The organism is Pseudomonas sp. GW460-12-10-14-TSB1, from assembly GCF_017349775.1.
Lineage (GTDB): Bacteria > Pseudomonadota > Gammaproteobacteria > Pseudomonadales > Pseudomonadaceae > Aquipseudomonas > Aquipseudomonas piscium.
Map to the genome: position 1 here is coordinate 1 of NZ_JACNAC010000010.1, position 17,031 is coordinate 17,031.

Sequence of the window (17,031 nt, forward strand, 5' to 3'; positions counted from 1 at the left end):
CCCGGCGCCAGGCACAGGCTGTCGGTGCCCCCCGCCGCCGCCTCGACGCAGACGAACCCGGACACCTCGCTCCAGCTCACCCCCAGCAGCGGCCGGCTGCCCGGATGCCAGACCACGGTGTCGGCGGTATCGCCAGTATCGATGCGCAATTCGCGTTGCCAGGCGTGGTCCTTGAGCTGCAATTCGCCCTCGTGCTGGAACACCCGCTGGCAACCGCCATCGACCCGCAGCTCGCCTGTTTGCCGGCACGCCTGGCGGCTCAACTGGTCGTAACCCTCGGCGCCGTCGAGCCCAGACAGCGCTACCTCACCGACGTCGCCAATACGCCAGTAGGCGTGCAAAGCCTGGCTCAGCTGGCACGGCAGGCTGTCCTGGTGCTCGGTGCTCAGGCGCAGGTCCATGCTTTCGCCCAGGTGCGCGTGCAGGTCGACCTGCCAGTCGCACAGCTGCAGCTGCCAGTGCAGGGACACGCCCTCGTCATCGCTGCGGCTGTCGAGCAGCTTCCAGTCGATCAGGCGCGCCCAGCCATGGGACGGCCAGGCGTTTTCGCTCGGGTGACGGCCGTACCAGGGCCAGCACACCGGCACCCCGCCACGGATCGCCCCGACCTGCGGCCACTTCGCCGCACACCACAGCCAGGGCTTCTGCCCTGTCGGCTGGAAATGCAGGAGCTGCGCGCCCTGGCGACTGAACACCGCCTGGCACAGCGGATGGTCGATCACCAGCACGTCGCGCATCTGATAGCGCTCCCAGGCGAAAGTCGGGCGCTCGCGCAAGGATTTGAAAAAGCGTTGTAGCGGATGCTCATGCATGGGCCACGGTCCTGAAGATCATTGCTGTACCGATATTCATCATTGATGCGCAAAGCCCTGTAGGGAACGGGTTCGTCCCCAAAAAAAAGCGGATAGCCAAGGCCATCCGCAAAAATGCGCACATAGAGGAGGAGCTTATCGCAACAGCGTTAGAACACCGACTGAATTTTCAGGCCGGCCACCAGGGCGTTGTCGACCTCATCCACACCGCCTGGATGGGTGATGTACTGCAGGTTGGGACGCACGGTCAGCCAGTTGGTGACATGGAAGCCGTAGTTGATTTCGTAGTTGTACTCAGTCTCGCGCAGCGGCGAGAACAGCGGATCGTCGTAGTTGCTGACGCCGTTGGTGTCATTGAGCAACTGGGCGTTTTTCTTCACGTCGTCGTTGACATGGATACGGGCGAAACCGATGCCGACGTCATCCTTCGGACGTGCGTCGAACGGGCCCTTGTACACCAGCATCAGCGACTGGTAGTTGTCGATGAAGTTGGTGTCCTTGTCGTGGAAGGTGGCGTTGGCCGCGATGTTCAGACCGCGGGTCGCATCGCCGTTGTGGGTGGTGAGTTGCTGCTGCCCGACGAACCAGTAGCCGTGCTTGCTGCTGTGCACGCGATAGCTGTCACCGGTGACGGCGGCGTCCTGGCCATTGACGTCCTCGCGCACGTCGCTGGCATCGGCCGTGCTCTTGTAGTAACCGACGCGGTACTCGCCCGGCAGGTTGTTGACCTTCGGCGACCAGACCAGCTCGACCGGTAGCACGGTGCCCTTGGTACCGCTGCCGCTGAGCTTGAAGCCGTTGCCGTGCTCCAGTTGCGACGGGTTCTGGTTGTACGCGCCGATCTGTGCGTACAGCTCAGGGGTGATGTGGTACTTCACCCGCAGTGCCGCCTGGCTGACCGGCCAGTTGTACCAGATGTTGGTCGCCCAGTTGCCCACCTGGGAGCCGCAGAACGCCAGGTTCTGGAACTCGCAGGGGAAGGTGTTGAAGTCTTCGCCTTCGCCGAAGTAACCGGCCTTGACGTCGAGCTTGCCGTCGAGGAACTGGTGCTGGATCCACAATTGGGTCAGACGCACCATATGGCCACGGCCGTAGACTTCCTGGGAGGAACTCAGGGTGCCGGCACGCGGGTCGCCGATACGGTCGTTGGAGATGTTCTGGCCGTTACGGTTGGTCAGCTGGATCTTCGCCTGGGTGTTATCCCAGCCCCAGAGCTTTTCCAGGTCCAGCGCCACGCCCAGGCCGAACTGGTCGCTGTAGCGCCCGGTCTTGTCGTCGTTGTAGCCGCCGTGCAGGTTGGCGCCCATTTCGCCAACGTAATCAGCCTTGATGTCGATCCCCTTCTCGAGCAGCTTGGTCCGCTCGCCACCCCAGTCACCGGTCATCCATTTCGAATCGGCGCTGAACGCTTCGTCAGCGTGCGCGCTACCGGCCAGGGTCATTGCCGCAATCGCTGACAACTGGCAGATCAAGCGTGCATTGGTGCTCTTCTTTTTCATCCCTACATCCTCGTCTTTATTGTTATTAACTGTTTTTCTCTAACGCGGTTTACACCTGATGCGACGGATGACAGGCCATCCGCCGCGCATTCGGTACGTCCTTGCTCCAATAACGCGGGCTTCAACGCCCCTTGAACTGCGCCACGTTGCTGGCATGGGCTTCGGACTGCGCAGGGGCCGCAACACCCAGGCGCTCGCCACTCTTGGCATCGAACAGCAGGACCTTGGCCGGATCGAATTGCAGGGTCAGGGTTTCGCCGACCTGCGGCGCCACATCCGGCGCCAGGCGGCAGCAGACCTTGGTGCCGTTGAGGTTGACGAACACCAGGGTGTCGGGACCGGTCGGCTCGGTGACCTGGACCTCGGCGCGCAGGGTCGGCAGGCCGTTGCCCTCGCCGTTCGCCAGGCCGATCTGCTCCGGACGGATGCCGAGTATCACCTCCCGGTCTTCCAGGCCGGCGTCCTGCATGCCCAGGGGCAGCTCGCAACGGGCCTGGCCGCTGTCCAGCAGGGCCAGCAGGCGGCCGTCCTTGCGCTGCAGGCGCAGGGGGATGAAGTTCATCGGCGGCGAGCCGATGAAGCTGGCCACGAACAGGTTGGCCGGGTCGTTGTAGATCTGTTTCGGGGTACCGAACTGCTGGATGATGCCGTCCTTCATCACCGCCACCTTGTCGCCCAGGGTCATGGCTTCGATCTGGTCGTGGGTGACGTAAACCGTGGTGGTTTTCAGGCGCTGGTGCATCAGTTTCATTTCGGTGCGCATCTCAACCCGCAGCTTGGCGTCGAGGTTGGACAGCGGTTCGTCGAACAGGTAGATCTTCGGCCGCCGCGCCAGGGCCCGGCCCATGGCCACGCGCTGTTGCTGGCCGCCGGACAGCTGGCCGGGCTTGCGGTTGAGCAGGTGTTCGATCTGCAGCAGCTTGGCCACCCGCGCCACTTCCTCGTCGATCTCGGCGGCCGGCATCTTGCGGATCTTCAGGCCGAAGGCGATGTTGTCGCGCACGCTCATGGTCGGGTACAGCGCGTAAGACTGGAACACCATGGCGATGTCGCGGTCCTTCGGGCTCATGCCGCTGATGTCGGCGTCGTCCACCAGGATCGCCCCGCCGCTGATGTTTTCCAGGCCGGCGATGCAGTTCATCAGGGTGGATTTACCGCAGCCCGAGGGCCCCACGAGAATCAGGAACTCACCGTCATCGATCTTCAGTTCGATGTTCTTCAGGGTATCCGGCAGGCCAGTACCGTAGGTCTTGTTGACGTTGCGTAATTCGAGAGTTGCCATCTTTTACCCCTTGACCGCGCCGGACGTCAGCCCACGCAGGAAATACTTGCCAGCGAATATGTAGACCAGCAGTGTCGGCAGCCCGGCGATCATCGCCGCCGCCATATCAACGTTGTATTCCTTGGTCCCGGTGCTGGTGTTGACCAGGTTGTTCAAGGCCACGGTGATCGGTTGCGCATCGCCGCTGGCGAATACCACGCCGAACAGGAAATCGTTCCAGATCTGGGTGAACTGCCAGATCAGGCAGACCATGATGATCGGCACCGACATCGGCAGCAGGATCTTGCCGAAGATGGTGAAGAAGCCCGCGCCGTCCAGGCGCGCGGCCTTGACCAGGGCATCCGGGATGCTCACGTAGTAGTTGCGGAAGAACAGCGTGGTGAACGCCAGACCATAGACCACGTGCACCAGCACCAGGCCGCTGGTGGTGTTGGCCAGGCCGAACTTGCCGAGGGTGAAGGACGCCGGCAGCAGCACGGTCTGGAACGGCAGGAAGCAGCCGAACAGCAGCAGGCCGAAGAACAACTGCGAACCGCGAAAGCGCCACATCGACAGCACGTAGCCGTTGATGGCACCGATGAAGGTCGAGACGACCACCGCCGGCACGGTGATCTTCACCGAGTTCCAGAAGTAGCCACCCACCGCGTCCCAGGCCTTGATCCAGCCGATGCCGTCGATCACGGCCGGCCAGCTCAGCAGGTTGCCGGTGCGGATGTCTTCCGGGGTCTTGAAGCTGGTCAGCAGCATCACCACCAGCGGCACCAGGTACACCGCCGCTGCCAGCAGCAGGGTGGCGTAGATGGCGATGCGGCTGAAGTTCAGCGCAGGTTTTCCGAGCTGGTTAGTCATGGCGTTTGCCTCGCAGTTCGGAGTACAGGTACGGCACCAGGATGGTCAGCACGGCGCCCAGCATCAGCATGGCGCTGGCCGAACCTATGCCCATCTGGCCACGGCTGAAGGTGAAGGAATACATGAACATCGCCGGCAGGTCGGACGAGTAGCCAGGGCCACCGGCGGTCATCGCCGCCACCAGGTCGAAGCTCTTGATCGCGATGTGCGCGAGGATCATGAAGGCGCTGAAGAACACCGGGCGCAGGCTCGGCAGGACGATCTTCAGGTAGATGGTCGGCAGGCTCGCGCCATCGACCTGGGCGGCACGGATGATCGACTGGTCGACGCCGCGCAAGCCGGCGAGGAACATCGCCATGACAAAGCCCGAGGCCTGCCACACGGCAGCGATCACCAGGCAGTACACCACGCGATCCTGATCCACCAGCCAGTCCAGGCGAAAGCCTTCCCAGCCCCAGTCACGCAGCATCTTGTCCAGGCCCAGGCCAGGGTTGAGCAGCCATTTCCAGGCGGTACCGGTGACGATCATCGACAGCGCCATCGGGTACAGGTAGACGGTGCGGATAAAGCCTTCCTTGCGGATGCGCTGGTCCAGCAGCACCGCCAGGAACACGCCCAGCACCAGGCTGATGCCGATGAACATGCCGCCGAACAGCGCCAGGTTCTTGCTCGCCACCCACCAGCGGTCGTTGTCCATCAGGCGCATGTATTGCTGCAGGCCGACCCACTTGTAGCTCGGCATGAAGCTGGAGTTGGTGAAGGACAGAATGAACGTCCAGATGATGTAACCGTAAAAACCGACCAGGACGATCAGCATGCTTGGCGCCAGGACCAACTTGGGGAGCCAGCGCTGCAGCGCGTCGAACGGTGAGGCTTTGCTGAAAACCGCCACAGAGCTCATCGGGATAATCCAGTTGAAGGAGTGAGTATCTGTAGGAGCGAAGCTTGCTCGCGATGAACGATAACGCGTCGTGTCAGGTACGACGCTTTCGCGGGCAAGCCTCGCTCCTACAGGGGAAGAGCGCTCTCAGGAACAGCCGCAGGCGAGCCTGCGGCACCGGACCTTACTGGGCGGCCTTGACGGCCGATGCCAGCTGCGCACTGGCCTTGGCCGGGTCCGCGTCCTTGTCGTTCATGAAGTTGGTCACCACATCGAAGATCGCGCCCTGCACGGCCAGGGAGGTGGCCATGTTGTGCGCCATGCTCGGTTGCAGGCCGCCGGTCTTGTCGTCAGCCAGGAAGTCCTTGGCCGCCGCCTGGGCGCAGGAGTCGAAGCCTTGCGCGGCCATGTCGTTGAGCATGTCGGTGCGCACCGGGATCGAACCCTTGTTGATGCTGAAGACCTTCTGGAAGTCCTTGCCCAGGGCAACCTTGGCCAGGTCCTGCTGGGCGGCGATATCGCCCTTGCGATCGGCCTTGAGCTTGAACACCGCCAGGGAGTCGATGTTGTAGGTGAAGGCTTTGTCGGTGCCCGGGAAGGCCACGCACTGATAGTCCTTGCCGGCGACTTTCTTCGCCGCGGTCCACTCGCTCTTGGCCCAGTCGCCCATCATCTGCATGCCGGCCTTGCCGTTGATGACGTCGGCGGCGGCGATGTTCCAGTCACGCCCGGCGCGGTTCTGATCCATGTAGCTGGTGACTTTCTTCAGCTCGGTGAAGGCCTTGGTCATCTCCGGGCCGGCGAGGGTTTTCTGGTCCAGGTCGACCAGCGCTTTCTTGTAGCCATCGGCGCCCATGACCGAGAGCACCACGTCTTCGAACACGGTGCTGTCCTGCCATGGCTGGCCGCCGTGGGCCAGGGCAATGAAACCGGCAGCCTTGAGCTTGTCGCCGGCGGCATAGAATTCTTCGAGGGTGGTCGGGGCCTTGTCGATCCCGGCCTTCTTGAAGACTTCCGGGTTGATCCACAGCCAGTTGACGCGGTGGATGTTCACCGGCACGGCGACATAGTCACCTTCGTACTTCACGGTGTCGGAGACTTTCTTGGAGAGCAGGCCGTCCCAGTTTTCCGACTTGGCCACGTCTTTCAGGGCGTCGGTGCTGAGCAAGCCGGTGCTACCCCACTCCTGGATGTCCGGGCCCTTGATTTGGGCAACGCCTGGCGGGTTGCCGGAAACGGCGCGGCTTTTCAGCACGGTCATGGCCGTGGCACCGCCACCGCCGGCGACTGCGCCGTCTTTCCAGGTGAACCCGTCTTTTTCGACCTGGGCCTTGAGCACATCGACCGCCGCTTTTTCACCGCCGGAAGTCCACCAGTGGACGACTTCCACGGAACCTTTGGCATCGGCGGCTACGGAAACGAGAGGGAACGCACTGAGGGGAAACAACGAGGCAACGGAAATGACAGCAGCTAGACGAGAAATCGCATTCATCTGAGGTGTACCTTTCTTGTTGTTATGCATGCAAGTCTGGTGCTTGCGCTGCATAGGATTCTAAACAGGGGGCCTACCCGCGCAGGTAACGAAGGGATGCGCGAATGTCACCACATGGTTACACAACCTGCAGTCTAGACACTTCGGCGAGCGCCGAGGCCATGCTCGGTGCCAGGGGCAGGCGCGGAATCAGCACCGCCTGCCAGGCGTGATACAGGTCCGGCTTGCCGGCCCAGATCTCGGCGCTAGGCCTGTTGTTGCTGTCCAATTCGTGATGCCAACTGCCGTGCAGCGGATCGATGAAGTGCTCGGCGGTGAACTCCCAGAAGCGCCGATACCAGGTTTCGTACTGCAGGTCGCCGGTGCGCTGCAGCAAGGCGCTGGCCGCTGCCGCGGCCTCGGCGTGGGTCCAGTGCAGGCGCTGGCGCACCACGGGGCGCTGCTGCCAGTCCAGGGTATAGACGATGCCCGGCGCGCCATCGACGTCCCAGGCATCACCGCAGGCGTTTTCGAACAGCTGCTGGGCATCCAGTAGCAGCCAGCCGGGGCTGAGCATGCCGGCCTGGCAGCGCGCGGCTTCGAGGTGCAGCAGCAGGCGGGCCCACTCGAAAGCGTGCCCGGGGGTAGTGCCATAGGGACGGAAACCGTCGGCCGGATGCGCCTGGTTGTAATCCGGCAATGGCTGCCACTGCCGGTCGAAATGCTCGACCACCCGGTAATCGCCGGCAGCGGCCTGTTGGTGGATGACCCGCTCGACAATGTGCAGGGCGCGGTTGAGCCAGCGCGGGTCCTGGGTGACATCGGCCAGGGCGAGGAACGCCTCGGTGGCGTGCATGTTGCTGTTGGCGCCGCGATAGGCCTCCTCGCAGCTCCAGTCGCGGTTGAAGGACTCGCGCATCGCGCCCTCCTCCTCGCTCCAGAAATGCGTTTCGATGACCCGGATCGCCTCCGCCAGCAAGGCTTCGGCGCCGGGGCGCGCAGCCACCACCGCGGAACTCGCCGCCAGGGCGACGAAGGCATGCAGGTAGGCGGCCTTGCCGCTATTGCCATCGGCCTGCCCGGGAGTGGCGAACCAGCCGCCATACTGGCCGTCGCGCAGCGCGCCGTTGAGCGCGGCAATGCCGTGGTCCACCAGCGCGGCGTAGCCGGGAATGCCCTGGATATGGGCCATGGCGAAACTGTGGGTCATGCGCGCGGTGTTCATGGTGCCAGCCCGGGCACCGCTCGGCAGGCGCCCGCACTCGTCCAGGTCGCCGAAGCCTTCGGGCAGCCGGGCCGCGCTGGCGAACGTCAACAGGCGCTGGCCTTCGGCGGCCAGCCATTGATGATGGGCAGGAGCGTTCAGCCAGCTGCTGAACGTCAGAGGAATACTGTTCATGGCGGACCTGTTGTTGTTTTTATCAGGGCCTTGAGTCTAAACAACGGGTTCGCGCGGGCAGGTAACGAAGGTCACAGGAAATGTCACAAAGCCGTGACAAACAACTTGATTCCGTAGGAGCGAAGCTTGCTCGCGATGAAGGACAACGCGTCGTGTCAGGTACGACGCTTCGCGGGCAAGTCGGATCGCCGCCCGCTCGCTCCTACAGAGGCATCAGTCCATGGAACGCGGCAGGTACAGGGTCACGCGCAAACCGCCTTCGCGCAGGTTCTGCAGGCTGACCTCGCCGCCATGGCTGTGGGCGATGTTGCGCGCGATGCCCAGGCCAAGGCCGTAGCCCTGCTGCTGGCCAGACAGGCGGAAGTGCGGCTCGAACACCTGCTCCAGGCGCTGCTCCGGCACGCCCGGGCCTTCGTCGTCGACATGCAGGATGAACGCATTGGCATCGTCATCGATGTGCAGATGGGCGTTCTGCCCGTACTTCAGCGCGTTGTCGATCAGGTTGCCCATGCAGCGCTTGAGCGCCAGGGGCTTGCCCGGATAAGGCGCCAGCGCCCGCCCCTGCTGGGTCACGCGGCCGTTGCCGTTGGGCGCCAGGTAAGGTTCCACCAGGCAGTCGAGCACCTGGTTGAGGTCCACCGGCTCGATGTTCTCGTGGATATCGGTGTCCTTGACGCATTGCAGCGCGCCCTTGACCAGCAGCTCCAGCTCATCCAGGTCGCGGCCGAACTTGGCTTGCAGCTGCTCGTCTTCCAGCAGTTCGACCCGCAGCCGCAGGCGGGTGATGGGCGTGCGCAGGTCGTGGGAAATCGCACTGAACAGCTGGCTGCGCTCGGTCAGGTAACGGCTGATGCGCTCGCGCATGGCATTGAAAGCCCGGCCGACCTCCACTACTTCGCTGCCGCCGCCTTCGGCCACCGGCTGCACATCGGCGCCCAGGGACATGTCCCGCGCGGCCCGCGCCAGGCGCTTGAGCGGCCGGCTCTGCCAATGCACCAGCAGGCCGATGAACAGCAGCAGGAAACCGCTGGTGAGCACGATGAACCACACCTGTTGCGCCGGCAGCCCCTGCTCTTCGAGGCTGGTGTAGGGCTCGGGCAACAGCGAGGCGATGTACAGCCACTCGCCTGGCGCCATCTGGATCTGGGTGACCAGCACCGGCGGGTTCACCGGTTCCAGGGTCAGGGCGTAGTGGGCCCAGGAGCGCGGCAACTCATCGAGCTTCAGGCCGCCATTGAAAATCCGCAGGTCCTCGGGGCTGACGAAGGTCACCGAGATATAGGCGTCGTTGCCCAGGGACTGGCGCAGCACTTCCTCCACCGCCTTGAGCACCGCCTGCTTGCGCGGCGTGATCGGCAGCACTTCCATGCCCAGCGGCTTGTCGTTGAGGGTCACGACAAAACGGGTGCCGCCCATGCTGCGCAACTGATCGAGCACCAGCGGCCGGTACGCCACCGGCAACGAACGAAAGTAGCTGACGCTGGCGGTCATCGAATGGGCCAGGCTGCGGGCGCTGGTGACCAGGCCTTCGAGCTGGGTGGCGCGCAGCTGGGAAACCCAGATCACGCTGGACAAGGCCTGGGCGAACAGCACCACCAGCAGCGTCAGCAGCAGCATCCGGCCCAGCAGCGAACGCGGCACCGGCACCCGCGCCAGCAGCTTGCGCGCAAACTCAGTGAGCATTGCCGGCAACCACATTGGCTGCCAATTGGTAACCGCTGCCGCGCACGGTGCGGATCAGCCGCGGCGGCTTCTCGGTGTCGCGCAGGCGTTGGCGCAGGCGGCTGACCGCCATGTCGACGATGCGGTCCAGGGGCATCAGTTCGCGCCCGCGGGTGGCATTGCCGATGGTGTCGCGATCAAGAATTTCCTGAGGGTGATCGAGGAACAGCTTGAGCAGGGCGAAGTCGGCGCCGGAGAGGATCACTTCCTCGCCGTCGTTGTGGAACAGCCGGTGGCTGACCATGTCCAGGCGCCACTCGTCGAAGCACAGCACCTCGCCGCCGGCCCGTTCCTGGCCGAACTGCGCGCGACGCAACAGGGCCTTGATCCGCGCCTGCAATTCCCGGGGGCTGAAGGGCTTGCCCAAATAGTCGTCGGCACCCAGCTCCAGGCCGATGACCCGGTCGGCTTCGTCGGAGCTGGCGGTGAGCATGATGATCGGCACCTGGCCGACCCGCGGGTGCTGGCGGATCCAGCGGCACAGACTGAAGCCGTCTTCGTCCGGCAGCATCACGTCGAGAATCACCAGGTCGCTCGGCGCCTCGTTCAGCGCCTGGCGAAAGCCGGCGCCGTTGGGCGTGCTGCGGACCTGGAAGCCGGCGCGACTGAGGTAAGTCTCCAGCAGCTCGCGGATTTCCTGATCGTCATCAACCAACAAGATCGACTTACTGACTGAACTCACGCGGGCCGTCCTTTGTTGTTATGGATGGAACGGGATTATGCCTTAGAGATCAACAACCTTTCAGCCTTCCGTGGCCCTGTCGCTATCAGGCAAACGCCTGTTCCAGCGCCACCCCGGCACCGGTCAGGCCCGAGTACGGCGCCGTCACAAGCCACACCGGAATGCCCTTGAAGTAATCGCTCATGCAGCCCTTGTCGGCAAAACAACGGGCGAAACCGCTCTCGACGAAAAAGTCGGCGAACCGCGGGATCACCCCGCCGACGATGTACACGCCACCGCGCCCGCCGGTGGTCAGCACGTTGTTGCCCGCCACCCGGCCCAGCCAGCAGCAGAACTGCTCGAGCACTTCCAGGGCGATGGGGTCGCCGGCCAGGCCCGCGGCGGTGATGGCTTCCGGGGTATCGAGCACCGGCTCATGCCCGTCCACCGCGCAGATCGCCCGGTACACCCGGGGCAAACCGCCGCCGCTGAGCGCGGTCTCGGCGCTGACGTGGCCGATTTCGCTGTAGATGTGCTGCCACAACTGGGTTTCCCGCGGGCTGCTCAGCGGCAGGTCGACATGCCCGCCCTCGCCCGGCAAGGCGGCCCAGCGGCCTTCGCCCAAGTCCAGCAGCGTGCCGACGCCCAGGCCGGTGCCCGGCCCGATCACCACCGCCGGGCGCAGCGGCTCGGCAGTGCCTTCGCAGACCACCCGGAACTCGCCGGGCTGCAGGCGGGTCATGCCCAGGGCCATGGCCGAGAAGTCATTGACCAGCAGCAGCTCATCCACCTGCAGGGTCTGGCAGAAAGCCTTGCGGCTCAGGCGCCAGTGGTTGTTGGTAAAACGAAATTCGTCGCCGCCCACCGGGCCCGCCACCGACAGGCACACCGCGCCGATCGAACCCGGCGCCAGGCCGAGGCCGCTCAGGTAAATGCCGATGGCTTCTTCCGGGCAGGCATGGTCCGCCGTCGCCAGCACCTGGATCGACTCCAGGCGCTGGTCTTTCCACAACGCAAAACGCGCATTGGTTCCACCAATGTCACCGACCAGCGCTAACTTCACTTAAGGTTCTCCAGGGCAGAGGTAAAGGCGCTGGCGCCCTGCTCCGCCGAGCTGAAGGCCATGCGCATGAAACCGAACAATTCGCGGCCGCTGCCAACGTTGTTACCCAGCAGGCCCTTGGCCGGCTCGCGGGCAGCGAATTCATCGGCGTCTACCTTAAGCTCCAGCGTGCCCTTTACGCCATCCACGCGAATGATGTCGCCATCGCGCACCCGCGCCAGCGCACCGCCGACCTGGGCTTCCGGGCTGACATGGATCGCCGCCGGGATCTTGCCCGAGGCCCCGGACATGCGCCCGTCGGTGACCAGCGCGACCTTGAAGCCACGGTCCTGCAACACGCCGAGGAACGGCGTCATCTTGTGCAGCTCCGGCATGCCGTTGGAGCGCGGGCCCTGGAAGCGCATCACCGCCACGAAGTCCTTTTCCAGCTCCCCGGCCTTGAACGCATCGGCCAGGTCCTGCTGGTCCTGGAACACCACCGCCGGCGCTTCGACGATCTGGTGCTGCAGTGCCACGGCGGAGACTTTCATCACCCCGCGACCGAGGTTGCCTTCCATCACCCGCAGGCCGCCTTCCGGCGAGAACGCACGGGCCACCGGACGCAGGATGTTTTCGTCGAGGCTTTCGATCGGGCCGTCGCGCCACACCAGCTTGCCGTTGTCCAGGAAGGGTTCCTGGGTGTAGCGGCTCAGGCCACGGCCAGCCACAGTGTTGACGTCTTCGTGGAGCAGGCCGGCTTCCAGCAGTTCGCGGATCAGGAACGCCATGCCGCCTGCCGCCTGGAAGTGGTTGATGTCGGCCTTGCCGTTCGGATAGACGTGGGACAGGGTCGGCACCACCTCGGACAGGTCGGCCATGTCCTGCCAGGTCAGCTGGATGCCCGCGGCCTGGGCGATCGCCGGCATGTGCAGGGTGTGGTTGGTCGAACCGCCGGTGGCGTGCAGGGCGACGATGGAGTTGACCAGCGAACGCTCGTCGACGATCTCGCCGATCGGCGTGAAGTTGCCGCTCTGCTTGGTCAGGCGGGTGACCTGCTGCGCCGCCTCATGGGTCAGGGCGTCGCGCAGTGGCGTGTAAGGGTTGACGAAGGACGCGCCCGGCAAGTGCAGGCCCATGACTTCCATCAGCAGCTGGTTGGTGTTGGCGGTGCCGTAGAAGGTGCAGGTACCCGGGCTGTGGTAGGACTTCATCTCCGATTCCAACAGTTCTTCGCGGGTCGCCTTGCCTTCGGCGTAACGCTGGCGCACGTCGGCCTTTTCCTTGTTGGAAATGCCCGACGGCATCGGCCCGCCCGGGACGAAAATGGTCGGCAGGTGGCCGAAGCGCAACGCGCCCATCATCAGGCCCGGGACGATCTTGTCGCAGATGCCGAGCATCAGCGCGGCGTCGAACATGTTGTGGGACAAGGCCACCGCGGTGGACAGCGCGATCACCTCACGGCTCGGCAAACTCAGTTCCATGCCGGCCTCGCCCTGGGTCACGCCATCGCACATGGCGGGGGTGCCGCCGGCGAACTGGCCGACCGAGCCCATCTCGCGCAGGGCCTTCTTGATCTGTTCGGGAAAGTGCTCGTACGGCTGGTGCGCCGAGAGCATGTCGTTATATGACGAAACAATTGCCACGTTGGCGGCATTCATCATGCGCAGGCTGTGCTTGTCTTCGGAACCGCAGCCGGCAACGCCGTGGGCGAAGTTCGCACACTGCAGCTTGCCCCGTTGCGGGCCATCGCTGGCGGCGCCGCGGATCAGGGCGAGGTAAGCCTCGCGAGTGGCGCGACTGCGGGCGACAAGCCGTTCGGTGACCTCAAGAACGCGGGGATGCATGGGTAGAACTCCAGGCTAACGGATGTGGCGACCTGTTTGTCTAGGCTGATCAAAACACCCGCGGCACAAGGGATGGCAGAGGGTTTCTTGACCATTCGGACCAGTTGATTCAGGTCACTCGTTGTAGATAAAACAAAATACTGCCACCAAAAAGGCTTGTTTTCTATTTTTTTGCGAATAATCTTGTAATTCCAACAACAAAACTACGGCAGGCGCTTTTCTAATGACTCTACGAATCGCAATCAATGGTTTTGGCCGCATCGGCCGCAACGTCCTGCGCGCACTTTATACCCAAGGCTATCGCCAGGATCTGCAGATCGTCGCCATCAACGATCTGGGTGATAGTTCGATCAATGCCCATCTGCTCAAATACGACACCGTCCACGGCACCTTCGATGCCGAGGTGCAGCACGATCAGGAAAGCCTGACCGTCAACGGCGACCGGATCGCCGTCAGCGCCATCCGCAATCCGGCCGAACTGCCCTGGGCCGCCGAGAAGATCGACGTGGTGTTCGAATGCACCGGTCTGTTCACCGACCGTGCCAAGGCCGCCGCCCATATCAGCGCCGGCGCCCGCAAAGTGATTATTTCCGCCCCGGCCAAAGGTGCCGACGCCACCGTGGTGTATGGCGTGAACCACGACATTCTGCGCCAGTCGCACCAGATCATTTCCAACGCTTCGTGCACCACCAACTGCCTGGCGCCGGTGGCCCAGGTGCTGAACCGCGAGCTGGGCATCGAAAGCGGGCTGATGACCACCATCCACGCCTACACCAACGACCAGAACCTGACCGACGTCTACCACAGCGATCCGTACCGCGCCCGTTCGGCCACCCAGAACATGATCCCGAGCAAGACCGGCGCGGCCGAAGCCGTGGGCCTGGTGCTGCCGGAACTGGCGGGCAAGCTGACCGGCATGGCGGTGCGGGTACCGGTGATCAACGTATCGCTGGTAGACCTGACCGTGCAGCTCAAGCGCAACACCACCGCCGAGGAGGTCAACGCCCTGCTCAAGAGCGCCAGCCAGCACTCGAAGATCCTGGGCTACAACAGCCTGCCGCTGGTCTCCAGCGACTTCAACCACAACCCGCTGTCGTCGATCTTCGACGCCAATCACACCAAGGTCAGCGGCGGCAAGCTGCTCAAGGTACTGGCCTGGTACGACAACGAGTGGGGCTTCTCCAACCGCATGCTGGATAACTGCCTGGCCCTGTGCAGCGCCGAGTAAGCCCACGGCCTGCGACGCGGGAGCTGCCGCAGGCTGCGATCTTTTGATCTTCACATTCGAGGTTCAAGCGCGCAAAGATCGCAGCCTCGGCAGCTCCTGCTGCCCCCTCCCGGAGCCGCCACCGATGATCGGTATCAGTTTTACCCAGGCCAGCATGGCAGCGCGCAAGCGCATCGCCCTGGTGGCCCACGACCATTGCAAGACTTTCCTCCTGGACTGGGCCGAGCGGCAGAAAGACAAGCTCGCCGAGCACGATCTGCTGGCCACCGGCACCACCGGCCAGTTGCTGCACAAACGCCTCGGCCTGCCGGTGGAAAGCATGATCAGCGGCCCCCTGGGCGGCGACCAGCAACTCGGCGCGCGGATCGCCGAGCAGCGGGTGGACATGCTGGTGTTCTTCTGGGACCCCTTCGAACCCCAGCCCCACGACCCGGACATCAAGGCCCTGCTACGGGTCGCGGCGGTCTGGAACATTCCCGTGGCCTGCAACGAATGCAGCGCCGACTACCTGCTCAGCAGCCCGCTGATGGAGCAGGCGCACAGCTACCGGATTCCGGACTATCCGGCCTACCTCTCAGGGCGTCGATGATTCACTCAGGGCTTGACCTTCGACGTAGATGATAAGCATTATCATCCGCTGAAAAATCAGCCAGGTCCTGTTGTGAGCCAATCTCGCTTCAATCATGTCTTTCTCACCCAGCGCGTTTCGCTGCTGCGCACGCTGGAGCGGATGGTCAACAACCACAGCACCGCCGAGGACCTGTTGCAGGAAACCTACCTGCGCGTGACCCGGGCCCTGAGCGAACGGGCCATCGACCACCTCGAACCCTTCGTCTTCCAGACCGCCCGCAACCTGGCGCTCGACCACCTGCGCGCGCGACGCATCCAGGCCCGTACCCTGCTCGAAGACGTGCCGGTGGACGTGGTCGAAAGCGTGGCCGCGCCACTGAGCAGCGCCGAGGATGCCGCCCATGCCGAACAGTTGCTGGAACGCCTGAACATGAGCCTTGCCCAACTCAGCCCGCGCCAACAGCAGATCTTTATCCTCAGCCGCCTGCACGGCCACAGCTACCTGGAGATCGCCGAGAAGCTCGAGGTCTCCCAGAGCACCGTGCAAAAGGAACTGAAGCTGATCATGGCCATCTGCATCGGCGTCGCCGAGCGCTTGAACGGTCATTGAGGCCCAGCCGGGCGGGCGTCGGCCGCAGCCCTTTGCTACCCTTGACCGCCCTGCGCTCTCCATCTAAAAAACAGCCGTGCACAGACACAGCCGAGGAACACCCGTGACGGACATCCACCGCACCCAGCCGACCGCCCAGGACAGGGAAACATCCACCACCTGCACCGCAGATCAGGCCATGGACCAGGCCCTGGACTGGCTGATCCTGCTGGAGAACCCGAGCCCCGAGCAGACCCGGCAATTCCACGACTGGCTGAATGCCTCGCCCCTGCACAGCGCAGCCTTCGACAAGGCCCAGGCGATCTGGAACGGTCCGCAAATAGTGCGCTGCGCGCAAAGCCTGGACAGGCAAAAGCCCAAAGTCAGGGTACTGTCGCGCCTGCGTCCGCACTGGCGGCCCCTGGCGGTCGCGGCGGTGCTGATCCTCGGCCTGTTCAGCTTCAGCAACCTGCCGCTGCGCCTGCAGGCCGATCACCTGACGGTGGTCGGCGAGCGCCAGCGCCTGCAGTTGGAGGACGGCTCGAAAGTCCTGCTCAACACCAATTCGGCCTTCTCCAGCACCATCGACGAGCGCCAGCGCGTGGCCCGCCTGTACCAGGGCGAAGCCTTCTTCGAGATCCCCGCCAGCCGCGGCCAGCCGCTGGAGCTCGACGCCGGCCCGGTACGCGCCAGCGTGCGCGACACCGCCTTCGCCGTGCGTTACCTGGACGGCGTGGCCCAGGTGCGGGTGCAGCGTGGCGATGTCGACCTGCGCGCCACCCACGACGATGCCCGGGTGCGCCTGTCGGCCGGCGAAAGTATCCGCATCGGCCCCAACGGTTTCGACCGCCCGGCCAAGCTCGACCTCGACAAGGACCTGGCCTGGGTCCAGGGCCGGCTGGTGTTCGAGAACTGTCCGCTGAACCAGGTGCTGGCCGAGTTGCGTCGGTATTACCCGGGCTGGATCGTCAACAACAACGAGCGCCTGGCCGATGTCGCGGTCACCGGCAACTACCGCCTCGACCAGCCGCTGGACGTGGTGCGCTCCCTGGCTCACATCACCTCGGCGCGCCTGCAGGAGTTCCCCGCCCTGGTGATTCTCAACTAGCACGGATTTATTTTTACGCGATCGCTGTCGGTCGTTCGTCTCGTTATAGCCAATGCAATTGATTCGCATTAAACA

At 64.0% G+C, this 17,031-nt stretch carries 15 protein-coding genes; 4 read left to right on the forward strand and 11 right to left on the reverse strand.

Going from position 1 to position 17,031, the window contains the following annotated elements:
- The 11 genes from J4D52_RS08895 to edd form a co-directional block, all read right to left on the reverse strand.
- Window positions 1-812 (reverse strand): D-hexose-6-phosphate mutarotase (locus tag J4D52_RS08895; RefSeq protein WP_207272121.1); only part of this gene is annotated, 812 nt, incomplete at its 3' end.
- A 149-nt stretch (window positions 813-961) separates the two neighbouring features.
- The gene (locus J4D52_RS08900) at window positions 962-2,311 is read right to left on the reverse strand and encodes a carbohydrate porin (protein WP_025805842.1); all 1,350 of its coding nucleotides are present in this window, start codon (window positions 2,309-2,311) and stop codon (window positions 962-964) included.
- Window positions 2,312-2,432: 121 nt separating this feature from the next.
- The gene (locus J4D52_RS08905; RefSeq protein ID WP_025805843.1) at window positions 2,433-3,593 is read right to left on the reverse strand and encodes an ABC transporter ATP-binding protein; all 1,161 of its coding nucleotides are present in this window, start codon (window positions 3,591-3,593) and stop codon (window positions 2,433-2,435) included.
- Window positions 3,594-3,596: 3 nt separating this feature from the next.
- Window positions 3,597-4,442, reverse strand: a complete 846-nt coding sequence (locus tag J4D52_RS08910; protein WP_025805845.1) for a carbohydrate ABC transporter permease — start codon at window positions 4,440-4,442, stop codon at window positions 3,597-3,599.
- Window positions 4,435-5,343, reverse strand: coding sequence for a carbohydrate ABC transporter permease (locus J4D52_RS08915; protein WP_008032969.1), 909 nt, complete (start codon window positions 5,341-5,343; stop codon window positions 4,435-4,437). The genes J4D52_RS08910 and J4D52_RS08915 overlap by 8 nt, the downstream gene beginning before the upstream one ends.
- Window positions 5,344-5,506: 163 nt before the next feature.
- A complete protein-coding gene (locus tag J4D52_RS08920) occupies window positions 5,507-6,814 on the reverse strand; it encodes an ABC transporter substrate-binding protein (RefSeq protein WP_025805847.1) in 1,308 nt (435 codons plus the stop codon).
- Window positions 6,815-6,932: 118 nt separating this feature from the next.
- Window positions 6,933-8,192, reverse strand: a complete 1,260-nt coding sequence (locus J4D52_RS08925) for an AGE family epimerase/isomerase (protein WP_102676973.1) — start codon at window positions 8,190-8,192, stop codon at window positions 6,933-6,935.
- A 213-nt stretch (window positions 8,193-8,405) separates the two neighbouring features.
- Window positions 8,406-9,833 carry an ATP-binding protein gene (locus J4D52_RS08930; RefSeq protein WP_371860292.1) on the reverse strand — a complete coding sequence of 476 codons (1,428 nt, stop codon included), beginning with the start codon at window positions 9,831-9,833 and terminating at the stop codon, window positions 8,406-8,408.
- A 31-nt stretch (window positions 9,834-9,864) separates the two neighbouring features.
- Window positions 9,865-10,596 carry a response regulator gene (locus J4D52_RS08935; RefSeq protein WP_007926317.1) on the reverse strand — a complete coding sequence of 244 codons (732 nt, stop codon included), beginning with the start codon at window positions 10,594-10,596 and terminating at the stop codon, window positions 9,865-9,867.
- An 85-nt stretch (window positions 10,597-10,681) separates the two neighbouring features.
- Window positions 10,682-11,638, reverse strand: coding sequence for a glucokinase (locus J4D52_RS08940; protein ID WP_102676972.1), 957 nt, complete (start codon window positions 11,636-11,638; stop codon window positions 10,682-10,684).
- A complete protein-coding gene (edd, locus tag J4D52_RS08945) occupies window positions 11,635-13,461 on the reverse strand; it encodes a phosphogluconate dehydratase (protein WP_009045235.1) in 1,827 nt (608 codons plus the stop codon). Before edd ends, J4D52_RS08940 begins: the two co-directional genes overlap by 4 nt.
- A gap of 223 nt (window positions 13,462-13,684) precedes the next feature.
- On the opposite strand from edd, the gene gap reads away from it, so the two are divergent.
- The 4 genes from gap to J4D52_RS08965 all read left to right on the forward strand — a co-directional run bounded on the left by gap (window position 13,685) and on the right by J4D52_RS08965 (window position 16,956).
- Window positions 13,685-14,689, forward strand: coding sequence for a type I glyceraldehyde-3-phosphate dehydrogenase (gap, locus tag J4D52_RS08950; protein WP_025805853.1), 1,005 nt, complete (start codon window positions 13,685-13,687; stop codon window positions 14,687-14,689).
- Window positions 14,690-14,813: 124 nt separating this feature from the next.
- Window positions 14,814-15,278, forward strand: coding sequence for a methylglyoxal synthase (locus J4D52_RS08955; RefSeq protein ID WP_025805854.1), 465 nt, complete (start codon window positions 14,814-14,816; stop codon window positions 15,276-15,278).
- Between the two features lie 72 nt (window positions 15,279-15,350).
- Window positions 15,351-15,869 (forward strand): RNA polymerase sigma factor, encoded by a 519-nt coding sequence (locus J4D52_RS08960; RefSeq protein ID WP_007926306.1) that lies wholly within the window; start codon window positions 15,351-15,353, stop codon window positions 15,867-15,869.
- Window positions 15,870-15,972: 103 nt separating this feature from the next.
- The gene (locus tag J4D52_RS08965) at window positions 15,973-16,956 is read left to right on the forward strand and encodes a FecR domain-containing protein (RefSeq protein WP_102676971.1); all 984 of its coding nucleotides are present in this window, start codon (window positions 15,973-15,975) and stop codon (window positions 16,954-16,956) included.
- The last annotated feature ends 75 nt before the right edge of the window (window positions 16,957-17,031 follow it).